Here is a 22,729-nt window from a genome sequence, read left to right on the forward strand (position 1 = left end):
TGCAGCGTGCCGACGTTCTTGCCTGAAGGCTCCAGATAGATCTGCGGCCGCAGATGTCGCCAGCCGTCAGTCGTGCAATTCCCTCGAGATCGGCGGGCCGACCGAAAACCCGGAGAACGTGACTTCGAAACCCTCGCGCTGCGGCGAACAGCACATCATGCCGACATCGACCGTCTTCGAGATCGGAAAATAGGCAAGCCGCACCGGCTTCCAGTGGCTATCAGAAGCATCGAGATACTGGACGCGGATTGCCTCGCCGTGGCGGGTCAGGCGGATGCTGACGCCATTGGGATCGGCATGGATGGCCACCAGCGACCAGTCCGATGTGTCGTTGGTGACGACGACCGAGAAATAGGCGAGGCCGTCGGTGTATTCGATGCCGGCCTTGATCCAGTGCGTTTCGCTCAGCCGGACCATCAGCCCGGCCTGATCATAGAGCACCTTGTAGTCGCCTTTGACGGTAACTTCGGCGGTGAAGTCGCCGTCGACCAGCCGATGCAGGAAGTGGCCATTGTCACGCCAGAAACCGTAGAACGTCTCGCGCCAGAAATCGGTTTCCTTGCCGGTGCGCACGCGGACGGTATCGCTGTCGACGGCGTGATACGGCGGCGGGTTGAGCCAGATCAGGTCCTGCAATGCCATAGCTTTCTCAAAGTGAATGGCGGTTCGCCGACCCTACGAGCCGCCGACCGATCATCCAGCAAATGTATAGGCGGTCTTCACCGTGGTGTAGAACTCGGCAGCGTAGCGGCCCTGCTCGCGCGGGCCGAAGCTCGAGCCCTTGCGGCCACCGAAGGGGACATGGAAATCGACGCCCGCCGTCGGCAGGTTGACCATCACCATACCGGCTTCGGAATTGCGCTTGAAATGCGTGGTATGCTTCAGGCTCGATGTGCAGATGCCCGAGGTAAGCCCGAAAGGCGTGTCGTTGGCGACGGCGAGCGCCTCGTCATAATCCTTGACGCGGATGACGCTGGCGACAGGGCCAAAAATCTCCTCGCGCGAGCTGCGCATGGCATTGGTGGCCTCGGTGAGCAGCGCTGGGCTGAGGTAGAAGCCCGGCGTTTTGCGGTCGAGCCTCTCGCCGCCGAAGGCGAGCGTGGCGCCTTCCCTGACGCCAATGGCGATGTAATCCTCGTCCTGCTTCAGCTGTGTCGCGTCAACCACCGGACCGATCTGGGTCTGGGTGTCGAGGGCATCGCCGATCACCAGTTTGCCCATGCGGTCCTTGAGCGCGTCGACGAAGCGATCATGGATACCTTCGGTCACGATCAGCCTGGACGACGCCGTGCAACGCTGGCCCGTCGAGAAGAAGGCGCCGTTGAGCGCGCAATCGACAGCGACCGCGAGGTCGGCATCGTCGAGCACGACCAGCGGGTTCTTGCCGCCCATTTCGAGCTGAAACTTGCGCATGTGCTCGACGCTTGCGGCAGCGACGCGTTTTCCCGTGCCGACCGAACCGGTGAAGGAGATGGCGTTGACATCGGGACTGTCGAGCATCGCCTGGCCGACCACCGAGCCCTTGCCCATGACGAGGTTGAGCACGCCCTTGGGCAGGCCGGCGCGATGCAGGATTTCGACGATGGACCAGGCACTCTCGGGAACGAGTTCCGCCGGCTTGAAGACAATGGTGTTGCCATGCGCCAGCGCCGGAGCGATCTTCCAGGCCGGGATGGCGATCGGGAAATTCCATGGCGTGATGATGCCGACCACGCCGACCGCTTCGCGGGTGATCTCGACGCCGACGCCCGGCCGCACGCTCGGCACCATCTCTCCAGTCAGACGCAATGTTTCGCCGGCAAAGAAATCGAATATCTGGGCGGCGCGAATGGTCTCGCCAATGCCTTCGGCCAGCGTCTTGCCCTCCTCGCGCGCGAGGTTTCGGCCGATTTCGTCCTTGCGCGCCATGATCTCGTCCGAGGCCTTCTTCAGCACCGCATGGCGTGCCAGCGGACCGGAGCGCGACCATGTCGGGAAGGCAGCCTTGGCCGCCGCGATCGCCTGTGTGGCCTGTTCGACCCCCGCCGAGGCATATTCGCCGACGACGTCACCGGTGTCCGAGGGGTTGATGTTGCGGGAGCCGGCGTCGCCGACCCATTCGCCATCGATGAGGTTCTTTCGAAACTGAGCCATGTCCTGGCCTTTCCTGCTGGTTGGCCGCGCGGCGGCATCTGTCTGAATTGGTATTTGCCAGACAAATGCCTTGCGGGAAAGCTCGCACTGGCCAAGCGGCCGCGACAAAATTCCCGGGCTTGCCTTTGCGCCAATGGCCTGGTGGCCGAGGCGCCCTATCGACAGGTAACCCGGCTAATGTCCGCGGCATGTGATCCCAGGCCCAAACGATTTGCTCTGTACATATATGTACATAGCCTTGATTTGCCTGATGCGGCGTGTCATGCGTCGTGATGATGGCAGCACTCGAAGCGACGATTCAGCGCCCCGGCACCACCGGCAACATCAAGGCCACTCGTGAAGACTGGCTGAAGCTGGCGCTTGAAACACTGATCTCGGATGGCGTCGAACGCGTCCGTGTGCTGACGCTTGGCCAGCAGCTCGATGTCTCGCGCTCCAGCTTCTACTGGTATTTCAAGAGCCGGCAGGATCTGCTCGACCAGTTGCTCGACTATTGGCGCCAGACCAACACCAGGTTCATCGTCGAACGCGCCAACCGGCCCTCCGCGACCGTCATTCGCGGCGTGATGAGCATTTTCGAATGCTGGGTCGACGAAAGGCTGTTCGATCCCCGGCTGGACTTCGCGATCCGGGCCTGGGCACGCCGCTCGCCCGCAATCCGGCGCGCGCTCGACGAGGCCGACGAAGAGCGCGTCAATGCCATACGCGACATGTATATGCGCCATGGCTATGAAGAAGAAGACGCGTTCGTGCGCGCCCGCGTCCTCTATTTCATGCAGATCGGCTATTACTCGCTCGAGCTCAACGAACCGATGAGCACCCGCCTGGCCCAGGTCGCCTCGTATCTGCGCAGCTTCACCGGCCAGGAGCCTCCAGCGGAAGATGTCGAGGACTTCGCCCGCTACGTCGAGAAGACGCTTTCCGGCAAACGGTAGACGCGGCTATCGACCGGCCTGGCCCGACGGTTTTCCCAACGACACGCGCCCACCCCTAACCAGCATGTCCGCCTCATGTGGGTCAAACCTCGCAGGCACTAGACACATATGTACAATGACGGTAGGGTGCACCGCCATGACGGGGTGGAGTGCGGCAAAATGAAATCCCAATACAGGGCGATCGTTATCGGCGGCGGCGTGGTTGGCGCCTCGGTGCTCTATCACCTGGCGAAGTTCGGCTGGAGCGATGTCGCGCTGATCGAACGCGAGGTGCTGACCGCGGGGTCGAGCTGGCACGCGGCCGGCGGCTTCCATGCGCTCAATGCCGACCCCAACATCGCCGCGTTGCAGGCCTATACGATCGATCTGCTGTCGGAGGTCGAGAAGGAATCCGGCCAGAACATCGGCATGCACATGACCGGCGGCATCTCGGTTGCGTCGGCACCGGAGCGATGGGAATGGCTGAAGGCCTCCTACCGCATTTTTCAGACCATGGGCATAGACGACGTCCATCTGGTCGGCGTCGACGAGATCAGGCAGCGCTGCCCGATCCTCAACACCGACGGCATGCTGGGCGGTCTCTATGCCGCGCGCGAAGGCCATATCGACCCGTCGGGCGTCGTCCACGCCTATGCCAAGGCGGCACGGAGGCGCGGTGCCGAGATCATCGAGCACAACCGTGTGCTGGAGCTCAACCGCCGCGCCGATGGCTGCTGGGACGTGGTCACCGAGAAGGGCACTGTGGTTGCCGAGCACGTCGTCAATGCCGGCGGCCTGTGGGCCAAGCAGGTCGGCCGAATGGCCGGCATCGACCTGCCGGTTTCACCGATGGAGCATCATTATCTCGTCACCGAGGCGCTGCCCGAGATCCAGGCGCTCGACCGGGAATTGCCGCTGATCGTCGACCTCGAAGGCTTCACTTACATGCGCCAGGAGCAGAAGGGCCTGCTGCTCGGCATCTACGAGATCAACCACAAGCACTGGAACATGGACGGCGCGCCGTGGGACTACGGCATCGAACTTATCCAGGAGGACACCGACCGCATCGCCAACGAGCTGGCGCTCGGCTTCAGCCGCTATCCCTGCCTGGAGACAGCCGGCATCAAGCGCTGGGTGAACGGAGCCTTCACCTTCTCGCCGGACGGCAATCCGCTGGTTGGCCCGGTGCGCGGCGTTCCCAATTACTGGGTGGCCTGCGGAGTCATGGCCGGCTTCTTGCAAGGCGGCGGCGTCGGCAAGTCGCTGGCCGAGTGGATGATCCATGGCGAGCCGGAAGCCGACGTCTACGGCATGGACATCGCCCGCTACGGCGATTTCGCCTCCAACCGCGAATACATCAAGCAGACGACCGGGCAGTTCTATTCGCGCCGCTTCGTCATGAGCTACCCCAACGAGCAATTGCCGGCGGGGCGTCCGCTGAAGACAGCCGGCGCGCATGACGCCATGGATGCGGCAGGCGCGCGCTGGGGCAGTTCCTGGGGCATGGAAGTGCCGCTTTATTTCGCGCCGCAAGGTTTCGTCGAAACACCGACGCTGAAGCGCTCCAACGCCTTCGACATCGTCGCCCAGGAATGCCGCAAGGTGCGCGAAGGCGTCGGCCTGCTCGATATATCAGCCTTCTCACGCTACGAGATCAGCGGGCCGCAGGCGGAAGCCTGGCTCGACCGGCTGCTTGCCTGTGCGCTGCCCAAACCGGGCCGCGCGAAACTCGCGCCGATGCTGGGGGAGAACGGCAAGCTCAAGGGCGATCTCACCGTCTTCAACTGGGGCGACGGTTCCTGGTGGATCATGGGGTCCTACTATCTGCGGCAATGGCACATGCGCTGGTTCGAGCAACACCTCACCGACGGCGTCACCGTGCACGATATTTCGGACGCGATGGTCGGCTTTTCGCTGGCCGGTCCCGATGCGCGCCGTCTGCTCGAACGGCTGACGCATCAGGATATCTCGCACCAGGGATTCGGCTTCCTCGCCTGCAAGACGTTGGATGTCGGCCTGGTGCGGGCCAAGGTCGGGCGGCTCTCGGTCATCGGCGAGCTCGGCTACGAGATCCACTGCCAGGCCAATGAGCATGCGGGCCTGCGCCGCGCGCTGCTTGCGGCAGGCAGCGACCTCGGCATTGCCGAATACGGCTTTGGCGCGGTCAATTCCCTGCGGCTCGAAAAGAGTTTTGGCATCTGGTCGCGCGAGTTCACGCAGGATTACACACCAGCCGAGACCGGCATGGACCGCTGGATCGCGTTCGACAAGGGCGACTTCATCGGACGCGCGGCGGCGCTGAAAGAGCAGAAGGCCGGGGCCAGGCGTACGCTGGTGACGCTCGAAATCGATGCCGTGGATGCCGACGCCAGCGGCTACGAACCGGTCTGGAGCAGAGGCAAACTTGCCGGCTTCGTCACCTCGGGCGGCTATGGCCATACGGTCGGCAGGAGCCTCGCCATGGCGCTTGTCGATCGCGATGCGGCCGGTATCGATACCGAGTTGACAACCCATATCGTCGGCGTCGAAAGAGGTGCGCGCGTCATCGCTTCGTCGCCTTACGATCCAACGGGCAAGGCGATGCGGGCATGACCGAAAGAAGCGCTGCCATCCCTGCGGAAGACAAGCCATGACCAGACGCTATTCCGCCCTGTCGCTATTCAAGGAGGGCCTGGCCGGCCAGACCGGCTGGAAGCAGGCCTGGCGCTCGCCGGAGCCGAAGTCATCCTATGACGCGATCGTCATCGGCGGCGGCGGTCATGGACTGGCGACGGCCTACTATCTGGCCAAGAACCATGGCATCACCAAAGTGGCCGTGCTGGAAAAAGGCTGGATCGGCGGCGGCAACACCGGCCGCAACACCACCGTGGTGCGCTCCAATTATTATTATCCGGAAAGCGTCGAGCTCTATGGGCTGGCGCATCGGCTCTATGAAGGTCTGTCGAAAGATTTGAACTACAACGTCATGCTGTCGCAGCGCGGCATGGTCAATCTCTGCCACTCCACCGCCGAAATGGAAATCGGCGCGCGCACCGTCAACGCTATGCAGATCAACGGCATAGATGCCGAGCTGTTCTCGCCCGAGGATGTGCGGCGCGTGGCGCCGATCTACAATTTTTCGCCATACGCGCGTTTCCCCGTCTTCGGCGGCATCTGGCAGGGCCGCGCCGGAACGGCGCGCCATGACGCGGTCGCCTGGGGTTATGCGCGAGCCGCGAGCCGGCTCGGCGTCGACATCATCCAGAACTGCGAGATCACCGATTTCATCATCGAGGGTGGCCGCTGCCGCGGCGTCCGGACGACGCGCGGCACGATCCGCGCGGACCGCATCGGCATGGCGGTGGCTGGCCATTCCTCGGTGCTTGCCGCCAAGGCCGGCTTCCGGCTGCCGATCAATTCCTATGCGCTGCAGGCCTGCGTCTCCGAGCCGGTCAAGCCGATCCTCGACACGGTGGTGCTGTCGCCCGGCACTGGCGTCTATGTCAGCCAGTCGGACAAGGGTGAGATCGTCATCGGCGGCGGGCTCGACCGCATCCCCTCCTATGCGCAGCGCGGCAATCTGCCGACGCTGGAAGCAGTCATTGCCGGCCTGCTGGAGATGTTCCCGATCTTCGGCCAGCTGAAGCTGATGCGGCAATGGGCCGGCATTGTCGACGTCGTGCCGGATTCCTCGCCGATCATCGGTCCCTCGCCGCTGCCCAATTTATTCCTCAATTGCGGCTGGGGCACGGGCGGCTTCAAGGCCATTCCCGCTGGAGGCACGCTGCTGGCAAACCTGCTGGCGAGGGGCAAGCACAACGATATCAGCCGTCCCTTTGATCTGGATCGCTTCGCCACCGGACGGCTGATCGACGAAGCGGCCGGTTCCGGCATCGCGCACTAGAGGTTCCTATGCAGCTTTTCCCTTGCCCGTTCTGCGGCCCGCGCGACGAGACCGAATTTCACTATGGCGGCGATGCCGGCAATGCCAGGCCCGACGGGGCCGACGTGCCGATCGATCGCTGGGCGGGATATCTCTACCTGCGCGGCAACCCGAAAGGCACGGCGCGCGAAATCTGGGTGCATATGAATTGCGGCGAGTTCTTCGTCATGGAACGTGACACCGTCACGCACAAGGTGCATTCCTCGGCATCCCTTGGCGGGGAGCACGCCGCGTGACCGCCTCGCGTCTTCCCACCGGCGGCAGCGCCATCGACCGCTCGCGGCCAATCCGCTTCCACTTCGACGGCACAACCGTGGACGGCTTTGCCGGCGACACCATTGCTTCGGCGTTGCTCGCCAATGATGTCGCAATCGTCGGCCGCAGCTTCAAATACCACCGGCCGCGCGGTATCTGGGGCGCCGGCGTCGAGGAGCCGAACGCTTTGGTCGATGTCGGCGGTCCACAGGCGACCCCGAACACGCGGGCCACGACCGAGCCGGCACGCGACGGGCTGGCGGCGAAAAGCGTCAACGCGACACCCAATGCACTGGCCGACCGCAATGCCTTCCTCGACCGTTTCTCGCGCTTCATTCCGGCGGCGTTCTACTACAAGACCTTCATGTGGCCGGATTGGCATATGTTCGAGCCGCGCATCCGTGCCATGGCCGGGCTGGGCAAGGTCGATACGGACTGGACCTCGCCGGGTAAGGCGGACCAGATCAATCATCATTGCGACGTGCTGGTTATCGGCGCGGGGCCGGCCGGGCTGGCTGCGGCCAGGATGGCGGTCGGCGCGGGTCTCTCCGTCGTGCTGGTCGATGATCAGCAGAAACCCGGCGGGTCGCTCGGCCACCGTGCCGGTGAGATCGACGGGAAACCGGCGGATGCCTGGATCGAGGAGACGGTTACGGAGCTTGCCGCCGGCGGTCACCTGATCCTATCGTCGACGACGGCCTTCGGCATCTACGACCACAATCTGGTTGGCCTGAACCAGCGTCATTTCGACGGCCGGCGCGATACGCTGTGGCGGGTCAGGCCACGCCAGATCGTGCTGGCGACCGGCGCCATCGAGCGGCCGCTGCCCTTCGCCAACAACGACCTGCCGGGCATCCTGTCGGCGGATGCGGGGCTCGCCTATCTCAGACGCCATGCAGTGCTTGTCGGCCGCCGCATTGTCGTCGCGACCAACAATGACAGCGCTTACGAGGTCGCAGCAGCTTTGGCCGAGGCCGGAGCCGATCTCACGCTGGTCGATATCAGGCGTGACGGCACGCCCGACACGCCAGCCAAGGTGCGGCTTGTCAAAGGACGGGCGCTTGCCTCCGCCAACGGCAAACTGCGCGTCGAGGGCGTGACGTTGGACGACGGCACCAAGCTCGACGCCGATTGCGTGCTGGTCTCGGGCGGCTGGACACCGACGATTCATCTGTTCGGCCAGGCCAAGGGCAAGCTCACATGGAGCGAGGCGCGTGCTGTCTTCCTGCCGGGCGATCCTGTCGACGGCATTTCGGTCGCTGGCGCTGCGGCCGGCGCAGTCTCCTTGTCGGAGGTGTTTGCGGGCTCCGAGAAAGCTGTTGCATCGCTCGGCCAGACGAAGGCAGCCGTGCCGCGCAGCACCGGGCCGGAGGCGACGGGCGGCATAACAGCCGCATGGCCAATGCCCGGCTCGAAGGGGCGCATCTGGATCGACTACCAGAACGACGTGACCGTGAAGGATGTCGAACTGGCGGCACGTGAAAACTTCATCTCGGTCGAACATCTGAAGCGCTACACGACGCTTGGCATGGCGACCGATCAGGGCAAGACCTCCAACCTGCCCGGCCTGGCGCTGATGGCAGGGATTACGGGCCGGACAGTGCCGGAGGTCGGCACCACCACCTACCGTCCGCCCTTCACGCCGGTGCCATTGGCAAGCTTTGCCGGCGCGCGCGTCGGTGAACTGATGGCGCCGGTGCGGCGGCTACCGCTGGAAAACGTGCATCGCGGCAGCGGCGCCGTGTTCCAGGAATATGGCGGCTGGCTGCGTCCAGCCCACTATGGCAGCAGAACCGACGCGGATCGCGCCATCCAGGAGGAGGCGCGGCGCGCGCGCCAGTCTGTCGCGCTGTTCGACGGTTCGACGCTGGGCAAGATCGAGGTGATCGGGCCGAAAGCCGCCGAATTCGTCGATTTCCTCTACTACAACACCATGTCGACGCTGAAGCCGGGCCGCTGCCGTTACGGCTTCATGCTGTCGGAGAACGGCGTGGTTTTCGACGACGGCGTGCTGGTGCGACTGGACGAGCATCGCTTCGTTGTCTCGTGCTCATCCTCGCATGTCGCCGCCGTGCACGCCCGGCTGGAGGAGTGGCGGCAGGACCGCTTCGGCCGCGACGCGGTCTACATCCACAACGCCACAGCGGAAATGGCGACGCTGACGGTGTCCGGGCCGAACGCCCGGAAGCTGCTTGAAAAACTTGATCTCCGCCTGTCGCTCGACGATGCCGACCTGCCACATATGGCGATCGGCCACGGCAGCTATGCCGGCGACGAAGTGCGCGTCACCCGCGTCAGCTTCACCGGCGACAGGAGCTATGAAATTTCGATCCGGGCGGATCGCGCCGAGCCGCTATGGGCACACCTGCGTCAGGCCGGCCAGGCGTTCGATGCCGTCATCATCGGTCTCGAAGCGCTGATGATCCTGCGTGCCGAGAAAGGCTTTGTTGTCATCGGCAAAGACACGGACGGCACCACGCTGCCACATGATCTCGGCAGCGAGGCGCCCCGGGCCAAACGCCAGACCGAATATGTCGGCCGCCGCTCGCTGTTCACCGAGGAAGCGTCGCGTGGCGACCGGTTGCAGCTTGTCGGGCTGACGGTGCCCGAGGGCGAGCCACCGCTGCCGACTGGGGCGCATGGTATCAAGCGGGAGAACGGCAGGCTGCACAGCCAGGGCTTTGTTAACTCGAGCTACCAGAGCCCGACACTTGGCTGGCCGATTGCGCTTGGCCTGATCGAGCGTGGCGCGACAAGGCATGGCGAGACAATCGAGATCCAGCATCTCGGCAAGGTGAGGAAGGCAATGATCGCCGCGCCTTGTGCCTTCGACCCCGCGGGAGACCGGCTGCATGCGTGATCTCGCGGAAAAATGGTCCGTCGCACCGGACTGGCAGAACGCCACGATCGATGTGCCGGGGCTCAAGATAGGCTCGATCCCTGGGCTGCACCAACGTCTGGTCAGCGGCGACCTTGCCACATGGGCCGAGGCATCTGGTTTCGATGGAACGGCGGTCGGGGCGTTCGGCCCAGCCGAAGGCATACGCTACACGGTCCGCCTGGCACGCGACCGGCTGCTTGCCGTGTCCACCACGCCGATCGGCATGGCGACGGGATGGTTCCCCCAAGGGTTTGCGGTGACGGAGATCAGTGCCGGGCTGCAGGTGTTCGAGGTCGAAGGCTCGGCACTTGACGCATTCATCGCACGCGGGACGACGCTTGATCCCAGGCAGCCAAGCGCCAGTGCCACGCTCTCCTTCGCCGGCATCAGCGCCATCGTCTATCGTCATGAAGACAGGCTGCGCGTCCATGTCGACCGCGGTCTTTCAGCCTATCTCTGGACGTGGATGGAGCAGGCCGCCGGCCACATCGCGGCCGGAAACTAGAGAAATTCCAGGAAAAGTGTGAACGGTTTTCCGTCCGGAATTGCGTTAAACAAAAAGTCTAGCCAGCACGCTCAGAGCGTGAACGACCAGAACAGGCAGGCCAGCGTCGCGGCGGCGAAGATCACGAAGAACAGGCTGCGCAACAGCACGTTGCGGCGCAGTTCGTTCATGACGAAATGACAGCCGACAATCGCTACGGCAAACAGGAACCGCCAGTTCAGCAATGCCAGAAGAGCGCTGCCCTGGCCGAAGGCCCATCGCGCGAGAAGGCCGCCGACAATGGTGGCAAACAGCACAATCACCGTCCAGAAGATCGCGTCGGCGGCATGGGTCAGGACGATGCTGGCCGCGCGGATCGGCAGGATCATCATCAGCAGCGCGCTGAAGAAGAAGACCGCAGCCAGCGGAATGAAGGTTCCGGCATCGGCGATGCCGTCGAGGCGCTTCACGCCGATCACGCCATAGGGATAGCCGTGCCGGGCCACCGCCAGACTTAGCGCCATGAGCAAGGCGGTCAGCACGGCGACAAGTGCGAAGGTCGTGAGGGCTTTGCTCATGGTGCTCCTGTCCCGGGCGAATCAGACAGGAACAGGTTTAACCGGCGGTCGTAAATTGCACGTAAGCGAGCGTGCCGCCCGCGCGGATTTCGATCGGCGAAATCCGCTGTCGGCCTGCTACTCGGCAGCGACCCTGCCCGCAGAGCGATTGGCCAGCACGAAGCCAACCTCGTCGACCGCCTGCGCCGCACGCTTCAGGATGGCATCGGAGCGCAGCACGCCGTCGGTGAAATCCTTGTCGGTGGCATAGACGGCGGTCGGCAGCGTGAAGGCCTCGAAGAAGCCGAACAGCGGCCGCAGTTGGTGCTCGACAATCAAGGCGTGGCGCTCTCCGCCGCCGGTGGCGGTCAGCAGGATGGGCTTGCCCCGCAGTGCCGCCGGATCGATCAGGTCGAAGAAATGCTTGAACAGGCCGGTATAGCTGCCCTTGTAGGTCGGCGAGCCAACCACCAGCACGTCTGCGGCGAGGATCTGGGCCAGGATCGGTTGCGCCTGGCCGTCGAGGTCGCGTGCCCATCTTGCCGTGCCCAGCGATGGGCCGACATCCTCGATGTCGTAGGTGCTGGCCGACAAGCCATGGCGCGCGGCGATGTCCCTGGTGACCAGCTCGACGAAGGCGCGCGTCTTTGACGGTCGGGTGATGTTGCCGGAGAAGCCGACGACTGTTGGATTTGACATGGTGACTGGGCTCTCTTTGGTCATGATGGTCGAAATCTTGAAGGGCGGGCCGCTCGCCTGCCGGTGGGAAATCAGCTCCAGGCGTGCAGCGGCGGGCTTTCGCCGTTGAGGAAGTATTTGCCGAGGATCGAGTACTTCCAGCGTACCGGATCGTGCAGCGTGTGGGTGCGGGCATTGCGCCAATGCCGGTCGAGATTGTGCTCGGCCAGCGTCGAGCGCGTCCCGGCCAGCTCGAACAGTTTGTTGGTCGCGGCGATGGCGATCTCGGTCGACAGGATCTTCGCCTCGGCGGTGACGATCTGCGCATGCGCGACCGTCTCGGCAGTCGGCTCCGCAACCGCGCGATCGATTGCCAGGCCGGCCTTTTCGAGCAGCGCCTGCGCGGCGTGCAGCCGCAGCGTCAGGTCGCCGATCGCCTGGATTGTGTAGGGATCGTCCCAGGCATTGTCGACGCCGCTGTCGATCCAGGCGCGGCTTCTGGTCCTGACGAAGTGAACCGTCTCGTCGATCGCCGCCTGGGCAATGCCGGTGTCCACCGCCACCTGGATGATCTGGAAGATGGCGCCGTCGGCGGTCGGCTTGTCATAGCCCTTGTAGCCGGGCACCAGATACGTCTTCGGCACCTTGACGTTGTCGATGATCACCGTGCCGGACAGAGTCGTGCGCTGGCCAAAGCTCGACCAGTCGTCGATGACGGTGAGGCCCGGCGCGCCACGGTCGGCGATCGCGTACCAGGCACGGCCCTCGTCATCGAGCGCCACGATCGGCACCAGATGGGCAAGCAGCGCGCCGGACGAATAGAATTTACGGCCATTAACGACGACATGGTCGCCGGCATCAGTGAAACGGGTCTCGAAATCGGCGGCGCGCTTGGAGCCGAACTCGGAAAAGGCATTGCCGAACCGCGTGCCCTTCAGCGCTTCGGCAAACAGCAATTTCTGCTGATCCGCGTCGGAGACGGTACGGATCGCGGCGATGACGCCGAGATGGTTCTGCGCGATCTGGCCGATGGAGGAATCGGCTGCCGAAATGATCTCGATCACCTTGGCCAGCGTAACGTAGGAGACTTCCGGCCCGCCGAATGCCTTGGGCACATTGATCGACCACAGGCCGCTTTGCGAAAAGGCGTCGAGTTCGGCAACCGGCCAGATCCGCTCGCGGTCACGCTTGGAGGACTCCTTGACGAATTCGGCAGCGAGCGCATGGGCGACCGCGATCGCTTCGGCGTCATCCCTGATGATGTGGGCCGGCGCCGACGGCCTTGCGACTGGCGGCACGGCGGCGGAAGCGTGGTCGGTCTTGACGGTCGAGACGGTCATTTCACTGCTCCTTGAAAATTCGTTTCAGACGACGGCATGGAGATGGGTTGGTTTGGCGGCTGGCGATGGCTGTTGCCCGGAGGTCGATTGACCGAGATAGAAGGCTCGGACATCCTCGCGCTGGCGAAGATCGGCAGCCGCTCCCGAGAGAACCGAGACGCCGTTTTCGAGCACCGTGGCATGGTCGGCGTATTTGAGAGCCACCGCCGAGTTCTGCTCGGCGACCAGGATCGACAGGCCGGTCTCGCGGTTGAGTTTTCTCAGCGTCTGAAAGATATCCTGGACGATGAGCGGGGCGAGCCCCATTGACGGCTCATCCAGGACCAGCAGGCGCGGCCGTGACATCAGTGCCCGGCCAATGGCGGTCATCTGCTGTTCGCCACCGGAGGTCAGCCCGGACAGTGTCCGGCGCTTTTCCAGGAGACGAGGGAAATAGCCATAGATACGTTCGAGATCCGCGTTGATCTCGGCCCGGCGGCCGCTGCGGCCGATGCCGCCGGCGATCAGGTTCTCCTCGACGGTGAGGCTCTTGAAGCAGTGGCGACCCTCTAGCACCGGAACCAGTCCGGCGCGCACGAGGTCACCCGGCTTGCGGCGCGAGACATCCGAGCCTCCATAGCGGATGGTGCCGGCGTTGACCTGGCCGCGTTCGGCCGGCAGCAGGTTGGAGACGGCCTTCAGCGTCGTGGTCTTGCCGGCGCCATTGGCACCGAGCAGCGCCAGGATTTCGCCGCGTCGGATCTCGAAGCTGACGCCATGCAGCGCCGTGATGGCGTGGTTGTAGGTGGCGTGGATCGCATCGACCGCAAGGATGACGTCATTGTCCGGCATGGGCTCTTCTTCCGCGGTTCGAGGAACCGTAAGAGGCCAGGCGCCACGGAAACTTGTCCGTGGCGCCTGGCATTGGCTGATCAGTTGGTGGTCACGGCGTTGGCATCGTCGGCGGTGCGCAGCTTGATGCCCTTCTCCTTGGCATAGGCCTCGGCGGACTTCTCGATGATCGGCCGCAGCAGCGCCCAGTCCGGCGCGATCCAGTCGGAGACGACGTTCCACTTCTTGCCGTCCCACTGCTGGAAGGTCACGTAGCCTTCGCCTTCGTGGTTGTCCCAGCTGACATTGATGGAGTGGAAAAGGTCCTTGGCGCCGAGCGCCTCGACCTTGGCCGGATCAAGCTTGAGGTGTTCGAAGCCCCAGCGGACTTCGTCGCCGGTCAGCGTGCGATGACCGAATTTCCCCTGCGCGACACGGATCGCCTCGACATTCAGAATGCCGTTGACGATGCCGAGATTGTGGTAGACCGATCCGATGCGCGACTTGTCTTCGAGGTTGCCCTTGCCGGCGCCGTAGACGGTCTTCACGATCTCCTGCACCACCGGATAGGAATTGCCGGAAGCCTGGGTGGTGATGGCCGTATAGCCCTTGGCGGCATCGCCAGCCGGGATGACATCCTCCTCGGAATTCGACCAGACATTGCCGACGATATGGTCGACGGGATAGCCGACCTTGACCGCGGTCTTCAGCGCCACCGGGTTCATCACGCCCCAGCCGCGCAGGACGACGAAGTCCGGCTTGGCGCGGCGGATGGTCAGCCACTGCGACTGCTGCTCGTTGCCGGGATGCGGCACCTCGATCTGCTGGACGGTGAAGCCGTATTTCTGCGCCAGCAATTCATAGATCGGGATGGTCTCCTTGCCGTAGGGCGAGCCGTGATAGAGCACGACGATCTTCTTGCCCTTAAGCTTGTCGATGCCGCCCTCCTTGGAGGCGATGTAGTTCACGATGCCTGAGGTCTCGCTGTAGGGGTTGAGCAGCAGCGGGAAGACATAGGGGAAGACGCGCCCGTCGGTGGAGTCGGTGCGGCCATGGTTGACCGTGATCAGCGGCACCTTGTCGGCGGTGATGCGGTCGATCATGGCATAGGCGATGCCGACCGAAAGCGGGTTCCAGGCGGCGGCACCGGCATGGCTCTTCTGCCGTTCGTAGCATTCGACGCCGCGCTCGACCTCGTACTGGGTCTCGCATTCGTCCCAGGTCAGCTTGACGCCGTTGACGCCGCCGTCGCCGATGTTGATGAGGTTGAGATAGTCGATGAACCCGCCGAAGAAGCCGGTGCCACCGGCCGCATAAGGCCCGACGCGATAGCTCTGCAGCGGGAAATACTGTTCGTCGGCGTGGGCGGCCGGCAAGGCCACCGACACGATCATCGCCGCGGACAGCGCCGCCGCCTTGATTGTGCTGAGGAAGGTCATGGTTAGGGTTACTCCGGTGTGAGCCGTCTTAGGTTCGGCCTCTGGTTCATTTTCAAATGCAATTCACTTTCAGATGCGCGGCTCAGGTCGACTGCCAGGCGAACAGGAGCCGTCTTCGGACCCTGTCCCACAGGGCCACAAGCCCGTCGGGTTCGAGGATCAGAAACAGGATGATGAGGGCGCCCAGCACAATGCGCTGGCTCATGTCGAGCACACCTGAGTCGAAGACATCGCCGAGCAGGAAGCCGCCGAGGCGCGACAAGCCAAGCGGGAATACGACGATGAGCGCGGCGCCGAAGAAGGCGCCGCGGATCGAAGCGAGGCCGCCGATGATGATGATGAACAGTATCTGGAACGAGCGGTCGAGATCGAAGCCATCCGGCTCGACGGTCCTGAGATAAGCGAAGGCCCAGATGACACCGGCAACGCCGATGATGAAAGACGAGATGGCGAAAGCCAGGAGCTTGGTCTTCAACACCGGTATGCCGATGATGCGGGCGGCGGTTTCATTGTCGCGAATGGCGATGAAGTTGCGCCCGGTCTGCGACGAGACCAGCCGGTAAGCGAGGAAGGTCAGCACCGTAACGATGGTCAGCGCGAAGAGATAGCGGCCCACGGCACCGTCGAAAGCGCAGCCTGCTATCGACAGCTTCGGCGCGTCGATGACGCCGGACGCCGACTCGTTGGAGAACCAGCTGAACTTGGTCAGTGCCCATTGCACGAAGAACTGCGCGGCAAGCGTCGACACCGCGAGATAAAAACCCTTCAGCCGCAGGCTGGGCAGGCCGAAGACGATGCCGATCGCGGCGGCGACAATGCCGGCCAGGAAGATGCTGCCTATCAGCGGCAGGCCTTCAATGCGCAGGTTGAAATTATAGGCCGCGAAGACGCCCGCCGCCATGAAAGCAGCGCTGCCCAGTGAAACCTGGCCGGCATAGCCGGTGAGGATGTTCAAGCCGACGCCGGCGAGGCTGAGCGCCAGGAACGGCAGCAGGATGGCCTCGAACAGATAGCTCGAGCCGATCAGCGGCACGACGCCATAGGCCAAGGCGAGCAGCAGAACGGGCACGATCCATTTCGGCAGGACCGGCGCGGAGGAGAAACTGCTGGTGATCGCGGCCACGGCTCAGACCCTTTCCACGAGCTTCTGGCCGAACAGGCCGGAAGGACGGATCAGGAGGAAGACCAGGGCCACGACATAGGCGAACCAGCTCTCGATGCCGCCGCCGAAATAGTCGCCGATATAGACCTCGGCGAGCTTCTCGCTGGCGCCGATCAACAGCCCGCCGACAATGGCGCCGAGTATGGAATCGAAGCCGCCGAGCACCAGCACCGGCAGCGCCTTGAGCACCACCAACGACAGTGAGAACTGCACGCCGAGGCGCGCGCCCCAGAGCAGCCCGGCCACCAGCGCGACGAGACCGGCCGCGGCCCAGACGGTGCCCCAGATCAACGGCAGCCTGAGGCCGACCGCGAGCGCGGCGAACTGGTCGTCGGCGACGGCGCGAAAGGAGAGGCCGATGCGGGTATAACGGAAGAACAGCGACAAAAGCAGAACCATGCCGGCGGCCACAACCGCCGCGAAGATATCGAACTGGCTGATCAGCACGCCGCCGATCTCCAGCGGCACATCCTCGATGCCGAGGTCGAGGCCGTGGACCTGCGTACCCCAGATCAACTGGGCGGCGCCCTCGATGATGTAGGAGAGGCCGAGCGTCGCCATGAACAGGGTGATGGGCGGCTTGTTGGTGAGAGGCCGCAGCACCGTGCGCTCGATAGCAACCCCCATCGCCACCATGATGGCGAAGGTGATGACCAGCGCCAGCGCGAACGGAATGCCGCGCTCGACGAGGCTGACGAAGGTGAGCGCGGCGAACAGCAGCATCGCGCCCTGCGCGAAATTGAGCACGCCCGAGGTCTTGTAGATCAGCACGAAGCCGATCGCGACCAGCGAGTACATGACGCCAGAGAGCAGACCGCCGACGAGCACTTCAATGAAGAACTGGTAGTCGAAATCGGCGATCATATGCCTGCCCCATCCTCATTGTCGGAGGCGACGCCGAGATAGGCGTCGATGACACGCTGGTCGTTCCTGACTTCATCAGGCGTGGCGTCTGCGATCTTGCGGCCGTAGTCGAGAACGGCGATGCGATCGGACAGGCCCATGACGACGCCGACATCATGCTCGATCAAGACGACGGTGGTGGCGAAACGGTCACGCGCGGCGCGCACGAAGGCGGCCATCTCGTTCTTCTCGCTTGCGGTCATGCCGGCCATCGGTTCGTCGAGCAAAAGCAGACGCGGCTCTGCAACCAGCGCGCGGGCCAGTTCGACCCGCTTCTGCAGCCCGTAGGGCAGCGTCCCGACAAGACGATCGCGGACAGCGGTGAGATCGAGGAATTCGAGGATCTGGTCGGCGCTGCTCAGCGAGTCACGCTGCTCGCCACGCGATCGGCCGATGCCAAGCACCTGGCCCGCGAAATTGGAGCGAACCTTGTAGGCGAGGCCGGACGCCACATTGTCGAGGACGCTGAGGCCCTTGAACAGAGCAAGGTTTTGAAACGTCCTGGCGACGCCGAGATGCGCTAGCCGCTGCGTCGGCACCTGGGCATAGCTGACGCCATCGAGCTGGACATGGCCGCGGTCCGACCGATAAACGCCGCTGATGACGTTGATCAGCGAGCTCTTGCCGGCGCCGTTCGGGCCGATGATGGCGCGGATTTCGCCCGGGCAAACCGACAGGTCGATATCGGCCAGAGCGACGACACCGCCAAACGACAGGCCTATGCCGTGAAGCGAGAGCAGCGGAGCAGCGGCGGCCGTGGCAGCCCCCGTGGGTTCGGTCCCCGTGGGCTCGGCGTTACCTTCGGATTGCTGCACGGGGCGGAATGCCGACGGCAAGCCACGCGCAAAGACCTCCGGCGCATAGACCGAGGCCTCCATCATTCCAAGGGCATAGCTGGCCAACGGCATTCCAATCGTCCTCGATTGCTTAGCAGGCGCAAAGCCTCGTTGACGCTCGATGGATCGAGCGTGCCTGGGAACCTTCATCGATGCGCAGGCCGGACGACCTGGCCTGCCTTTTGAAAAGGGCTATTCCGCTGCCAGTGAAGCTGCCTGTTCGGCATCCTCCAGCTCGCGAACGAGCGGGATGACGTGCTTGCCGAAATATTCGACCTCTTCCTGGAAGTGCAGGAAGCCGAGCAGGATGAGATCGGCGCCGGCGCGCTTCAGATCGACGATGCGTTCGGCGACCTGCCTCGGCGTGCCGATCAGGTTCGAGCGGAAGCCGTCATTGTACTGGACCAGATCGTCGAAAGACGACTTTGCCCAATTGCCCTCGCCTTCCGGCGAAGCCTTGCCGGCATTCTTGACCTCGTGGCCAAAGGCGTTGACTGCCTCGGGATTGGCCTTGCCGATGATTTCGGCGAGCACCGCCTTGGCCTCTTCCTCGGTCTCGCGGACGATGGCGAAGGCGTTGACGCCGACCCTGACGGAATGGTTGTTGACCTTGGCCTTGGACTTCAGGTCGTCGACCTGCTTGGCGATTTCGGCCGGCGTGTTGCCGTTGGTGAAGTACCAGTCCGAAACGCGTGAAGCCATGTCGCGTGCCGCACGCGACGAACCGCCCTGGAAAACCTCAGGCACCTGCGGGGGTTTCGGCTTTAGCGAATATTCGTTGAAGCGGTAGAAATCGCCCCGGAAGGTGAAGCTGTCTTCTGTCCATATTCCGCGCAGCGCACGGATGAATTCCTCCGAACGGCGGTAGCGCTCGTCGTGGTCGAGCCAATGCTCGCCGATGGCGTGGAACTCGCCGCGGAACCAGCCGGAGACCAGGTTGATGGCGACACGGCCATTGGTCAGATAGCTGATGGTGGCGAGCTGCTTGGCCGCTAGTGCCGGATTCCACGGGCCGGGCAGGATCGCCGCGATGACCTTGAGCGTCGTGGTGGCCGCCAGCAAATCATGGCTGAATGCCACGGATTCATGCTGTTCGTCGGCGCCGTAGCCAGCGGTGAAACGAATCTGGCTCAGCGCATAGTCGAAGCCGGCTTTTTCGGCGATCTGCGCCAGCTTGCGGTTGTACTCGGCCGAATGGTTGGTGCGCTGCTCGATGTTGGAAATCACCAGGCCGCCCGAAACATTCGGCACCCAGTAGGCGAACTTTACCGCGTCGGTCTCTGCATGTGCCATGAACTGTCTCCCATTCAGGCCGTGTCGTTGATCGGTCCGGTCGACGCCGGACTTCGCCAACATTTATTATGTCTACTGATTATATATACAAAGTAGGATTTTCCGTTTTTGGCGCCGTCTTGGGTCGGAAATACCAATTTTGCCCGGCCAGGCCGGCTTTCGCCTGTCAGCGGCCGACCGGACTGTGCGCGGCATTGGCGCCGATGGCCTCGGCTGGCAGGAGCGTTTCGAGCAATCTGGCGATTTCGCCAGCAACTGCCTGGGCATGGCGGGCGACCTCGGGCAGGCCCATGAGTTCGCCAAAGGTCCCTCGCGCCAATGGGCCGGCGACGAAGAGGCTGGCGGCCGCCCTGCCATCACGACAGACAGCACGACTGACGAGATTCGTCTCGATGCCCAATCCGTATTGGTCGACCCTGATCAGCCCGGCCTCGGCCAGGGAGCGCAGCGCCGGATTGAGCTGAAGGACCTGCCCATGCGCCGGTCCTGTCGTGTTGATGACGGCATCGAAGCGGGCGGTCTCGATCCGCGTCTGCCCGCGCCGTTGAAAGCTGACGGCGAGGCTGTCGCCCTCATCGTTCGACGCGACAAGCCTGGCGGCGATGGTGTCGAACGTGCCGGCGCTCTGGCGGCGCTCGAGTACGGAAGCGACTTGCGGTGCGATCCTGAAGCGATGCACGTCCCAGAACACGCGCAGCTGTCGCGCCAGCCTTGCCCGCTCTGGCGGAGCAAGGGCTGCCCACAGCGCCGGCCCCTGCAGGCGCAACTGGTCGAAAACCGACTGCCAGTTGACGTTGGCCTCGCGAGCCGCCGTCAGTGTCGCGCGAATGTTCTTAAGCAGGCCGAGCGCTGATGTGGCCGGCGCCGAGGCAAAATCGCCGAAGGGCTCGCCCCTGACATCGGGATGGCCGCGCGAGCGCAGTCCGCGACGCGACAGCGCCAGGATGCGGCCACGATGGCCGCGACGATCAAGCTCGGCGACCATGTCGGCCGAGGTCAGCCCGGAGCCGACGATCAGCACCGAGGCTTGCGGTCCGATGCCGGCAAGTGCCGAAGCGGCGTAGGGATCGGCGATGAAGCCCGGCGCTTCCGCCAATGGCTCCAGCGCATTGGGAATTCCAGGTTGAGGATGCGTCGCCGCCAGGATGACTATGTCGGCTGCGACAGGCCCGGCCGATGTCTGCACAATCCAACCAAGGCCGTCACCGTCGCGCGTCACGCCTGTGGCGGTGCCTTCCACGTGCCGAACCGCGCCTGAAGCGAGATAGGGGGCGAGGTGCTCGGCGACGTAGCGGCCGAAGACGCGCCGGCGCGGATAGATGTCGCCATTTTGCCAGAGGGCGTCCGTGTCGCTCTCGATTTCCCCACTGCCAGTCAACCAGCGCGCAAAATGCTGCGGGTCGTCGGGCGCCATGCTCATTCTGACGGCCGGGACATTGACCCGGTGCGACGGCTCCTCGCTGGAATAGGCAAGGCCGCCGCCGATCGCCGGACGCGGCTCGATCACCGAAATCGACAGGCGCTCCGGCCGATGCGACCGCGCCAGCTGCCAGGCCACGGCAGCGCCGGAAAAGCCGCCGCCGATGATGGCGACGCGCAAGCGGCGGGCCGGAGGCAGCGCGTTCACGAGGCGCTGGCGAGCGACTTCGGCCGGTGGTCGCCGGCGATGGTCTCGCCAAACGGTCCGGTGTTGACGGACGAGCTACCGGCCTTGACCGGATGATCGGTCGGCAGTTTCGGCAGCACCAGTTCGCCGAAACGATAGGCTTCTTCCAGATGCGGGTAGCCGGACAGGATGAAGGTGTCGATGCCGAGGCGGCGATATTCGTCGATCCGCTCCGCGACCGTGTCGGGATCGCCGACAAGGGCCGTGCCCGCGCCGCCACGCACCAGGCCGACACCGGCCCAGAGATTGGGCGCGATTTCGAGCTTGTCGCGGCTGCCGCCATGCAGCGCGCTCATGCGTGCCTGGCCGACCGAATCCATGCGGGAGAAGACTTTCTGGGCCGAGGCGATCGTCGCGTCGTCGAGCCGGCTGATCAGGCTGTCTGCTGCGGCCCACGCCTGCTCGGTGGTTTCGCGCGCGATGACATGCAGGCGAATGCCGAAGGAGAGTTTGCGGCCGGCCTTCTCGGCCAGTTCGCGTACGGCGTCGAGCTTGCGCTCGACATCGGCTGGCGGTTCGCCCCACGTCAGATATTTGTCGATCTCCTGCGCCGCCACGACCGATCCGGCATCGGACGAGCCGCCGAAATAGAGCGGCGGATAGGGCGTCTGCACCGGCGGAAACAGCAGCCGCCCGTCCTCGATGTGGAAATGCTTGCCCTGGTGCTCGACCGTCTCGCCGCTCAGCACGCGCTTGTAAATCTGCAGGAACTCCTGAGTCACCTCGTAGCGCTCGGCGTGCGAGAGGAAGATGCCGTCGCCCTTGTTCTCCAGCGGATCGCCACCGGTGACGACATTGATCAGCAGGCGGCCGTTGGAGATGCGGTCGAGCGTCGCCGTCATGCGCGCGGCGAGTGTCGGCGACTGCAGGCCGGGCCGCACGGCGACGAGGAAACGCAGCCGTTCGGTGAGCGGCGCCAGCGCCGAGGCGATCACCCAGGAATCCTCGCAGGCGCGGCCGGTCGGCAGCAGCACCCCATAATAGCCCAGCGTGTCGGCAGCCTTGGCCACCTGTGTGAGATAGGGCAGGTCGACGGCCCTGCCGCCTTCGGTCGTGCCGAGATAGCGACTGTCGCCATGCGTCGGCAGGAACCAGAGAACCTTGATGCGATCGGGAACGTCCTTGGTCATGGCTGGCCTCCCGCAATGCGGCGGCGGCCTGTTCCTGACGGGGTTGAAAGCGGGCGCAGAAAGGCGGGCATGGCGGAGTCCTGTCCGGGAAAACCAGATCGCCAGCGCACTTTGCTTATTCTATAAACTCTGTAGAGTTAGTTTATTCCAAATACACCGCCGAAATTGGAAATTCTCTCCGCAGGATGGCTGCAGCGGCCCCCGTATCACGTCCGGGGATCCCGAAGGTCCCCAGGTCGCGAGGCAGCCAGATAAAGCGGCTTTCACCTCGTTGAGCCGGCCTATCGAACACGCGGCATTCCAATATAATCTGACCACTTCTGCTG

The 22,729-nt window shown here is 64.0% G+C and carries 19 protein-coding genes; 6 read left to right on the top strand and 13 right to left on the bottom strand.

What is annotated here, in order from left to right; all coding sequences use genetic code 11:
• Positions 1 to 66: 66 nt before the first annotated feature.
• Together ACZYHG_RS03705 and ACZYHG_RS03710 are read right to left on the bottom strand one after the other, a co-directional pair.
• Positions 67 to 642: a DUF1349 domain-containing protein gene (locus tag ACZYHG_RS03705; protein WP_464612593.1), complete on the bottom strand. Its 576-nt coding sequence runs from the start codon at positions 640 to 642 to the stop codon at positions 67 to 69.
• Between the two features lie 51 nt (positions 643 to 693).
• Complete coding sequence (locus ACZYHG_RS03710; RefSeq protein ID WP_464612594.1) at positions 694 to 2,133, bottom strand: aldehyde dehydrogenase family protein; 1,440 nt, start codon at positions 2,131 to 2,133, stop codon at positions 694 to 696.
• 275 nt (positions 2,134 to 2,408) lie between these two features.
• On the opposite strand from ACZYHG_RS03710, the gene ACZYHG_RS03715 reads away from it, so the two are divergent.
• From ACZYHG_RS03715 to ACZYHG_RS03740, 6 genes are all read left to right on the top strand, one after another.
• Positions 2,409 to 3,068, top strand: coding sequence for a TetR/AcrR family transcriptional regulator (locus ACZYHG_RS03715; protein WP_464614609.1), 660 nt, complete (start codon positions 2,409 to 2,411; stop codon positions 3,066 to 3,068).
• Between the two features lie 159 nt (positions 3,069 to 3,227).
• Complete coding sequence (locus ACZYHG_RS03720) at positions 3,228 to 5,639, top strand: GcvT family protein (protein WP_464612595.1); 2,412 nt, start codon at positions 3,228 to 3,230, stop codon at positions 5,637 to 5,639.
• Between the two features lie 37 nt (positions 5,640 to 5,676).
• Positions 5,677 to 6,930, top strand: coding sequence for a sarcosine oxidase subunit beta (locus ACZYHG_RS03725; protein ID WP_464612596.1), 1,254 nt, complete (start codon positions 5,677 to 5,679; stop codon positions 6,928 to 6,930).
• 8 nt (positions 6,931 to 6,938) lie between these two features.
• Positions 6,939 to 7,205, top strand: coding sequence for a sarcosine oxidase subunit delta (locus ACZYHG_RS03730; protein ID WP_464612597.1), 267 nt, complete (start codon positions 6,939 to 6,941; stop codon positions 7,203 to 7,205).
• Entirely contained in the window at positions 7,202 to 10,084 is a 2,883-nt protein-coding gene (locus ACZYHG_RS03735) for a sarcosine oxidase subunit alpha family protein (RefSeq protein ID WP_464612598.1), read from the top strand. Before ACZYHG_RS03730 ends, ACZYHG_RS03735 begins: the two co-directional genes overlap by 4 nt.
• Positions 10,077 to 10,610 (top strand): hypothetical protein, encoded by a 534-nt coding sequence (locus ACZYHG_RS03740; protein ID WP_464612599.1) that lies wholly within the window; start codon positions 10,077 to 10,079, stop codon positions 10,608 to 10,610. The genes ACZYHG_RS03735 and ACZYHG_RS03740 overlap by 8 nt, the downstream gene beginning before the upstream one ends.
• A gap of 71 nt (positions 10,611 to 10,681) precedes the next feature.
• On the opposite strand, the gene ACZYHG_RS03745 is transcribed toward ACZYHG_RS03740, so the two are convergent.
• From ACZYHG_RS03745 to ssuD, 11 genes are all read right to left on the bottom strand, one after another.
• Positions 10,682 to 11,167, bottom strand: a complete 486-nt coding sequence (locus ACZYHG_RS03745; protein ID WP_464612600.1) for a hypothetical protein — start codon at positions 11,165 to 11,167, stop codon at positions 10,682 to 10,684.
• A 117-nt stretch (positions 11,168 to 11,284) separates the two neighbouring features.
• The gene (gene msuE / locus ACZYHG_RS03750; RefSeq protein WP_464612601.1) at positions 11,285 to 11,845 is read right to left on the bottom strand and encodes an FMN reductase; all 561 of its coding nucleotides are present in this window, start codon (positions 11,843 to 11,845) and stop codon (positions 11,285 to 11,287) included.
• 71 nt (positions 11,846 to 11,916) lie between these two features.
• A complete protein-coding gene (locus tag ACZYHG_RS03755) occupies positions 11,917 to 13,164 on the bottom strand; it encodes an SfnB family sulfur acquisition oxidoreductase (protein WP_464612602.1) in 1,248 nt (415 codons plus the stop codon).
• 24 nt (positions 13,165 to 13,188) lie between these two features.
• Positions 13,189 to 13,995 (bottom strand): ABC transporter ATP-binding protein, encoded by an 807-nt coding sequence (locus tag ACZYHG_RS03760; protein WP_464612603.1) that lies wholly within the window; start codon positions 13,993 to 13,995, stop codon positions 13,189 to 13,191.
• A gap of 80 nt (positions 13,996 to 14,075) precedes the next feature.
• Entirely contained in the window at positions 14,076 to 15,413 is a 1,338-nt protein-coding gene (locus ACZYHG_RS03765) for an ABC transporter substrate-binding protein (RefSeq protein ID WP_464612604.1), read from the bottom strand.
• Between the two features lie 82 nt (positions 15,414 to 15,495).
• Positions 15,496 to 16,536 (bottom strand): branched-chain amino acid ABC transporter permease, encoded by a 1,041-nt coding sequence (locus tag ACZYHG_RS03770; protein ID WP_464612605.1) that lies wholly within the window; start codon positions 16,534 to 16,536, stop codon positions 15,496 to 15,498.
• Positions 16,537 to 16,539: 3 nt separating this feature from the next.
• Positions 16,540 to 17,439, bottom strand: coding sequence for a branched-chain amino acid ABC transporter permease (locus ACZYHG_RS03775; protein ID WP_032937304.1), 900 nt, complete (start codon positions 17,437 to 17,439; stop codon positions 16,540 to 16,542).
• Positions 17,436 to 18,386, bottom strand: coding sequence for an ABC transporter ATP-binding protein (locus ACZYHG_RS03780; protein ID WP_464612606.1), 951 nt, complete (start codon positions 18,384 to 18,386; stop codon positions 17,436 to 17,438). The genes ACZYHG_RS03775 and ACZYHG_RS03780 overlap by 4 nt, the downstream gene beginning before the upstream one ends.
• 120 nt (positions 18,387 to 18,506) lie before the next feature.
• Positions 18,507 to 19,607, bottom strand: coding sequence for a dimethylsulfone monooxygenase SfnG (gene sfnG, locus ACZYHG_RS03785; protein ID WP_464612607.1), 1,101 nt, complete (start codon positions 19,605 to 19,607; stop codon positions 18,507 to 18,509).
• Between the two features lie 166 nt (positions 19,608 to 19,773).
• Positions 19,774 to 21,234 carry an FAD/NAD(P)-binding protein gene (locus ACZYHG_RS03790; RefSeq protein WP_464612608.1) on the bottom strand — a complete coding sequence of 487 codons (1,461 nt, stop codon included), beginning with the start codon at positions 21,232 to 21,234 and terminating at the stop codon, positions 19,774 to 19,776.
• Positions 21,231 to 22,403, bottom strand: coding sequence for an FMNH2-dependent alkanesulfonate monooxygenase (gene ssuD / locus ACZYHG_RS03795; protein WP_464612609.1), 1,173 nt, complete (start codon positions 22,401 to 22,403; stop codon positions 21,231 to 21,233). The genes ACZYHG_RS03790 and ssuD overlap by 4 nt, the downstream gene beginning before the upstream one ends.
• Positions 22,404 to 22,729 lie beyond the last annotated feature (326 nt).

The sequence above is a fragment of the Mesorhizobium subarcticum genome, from assembly GCF_055456085.1.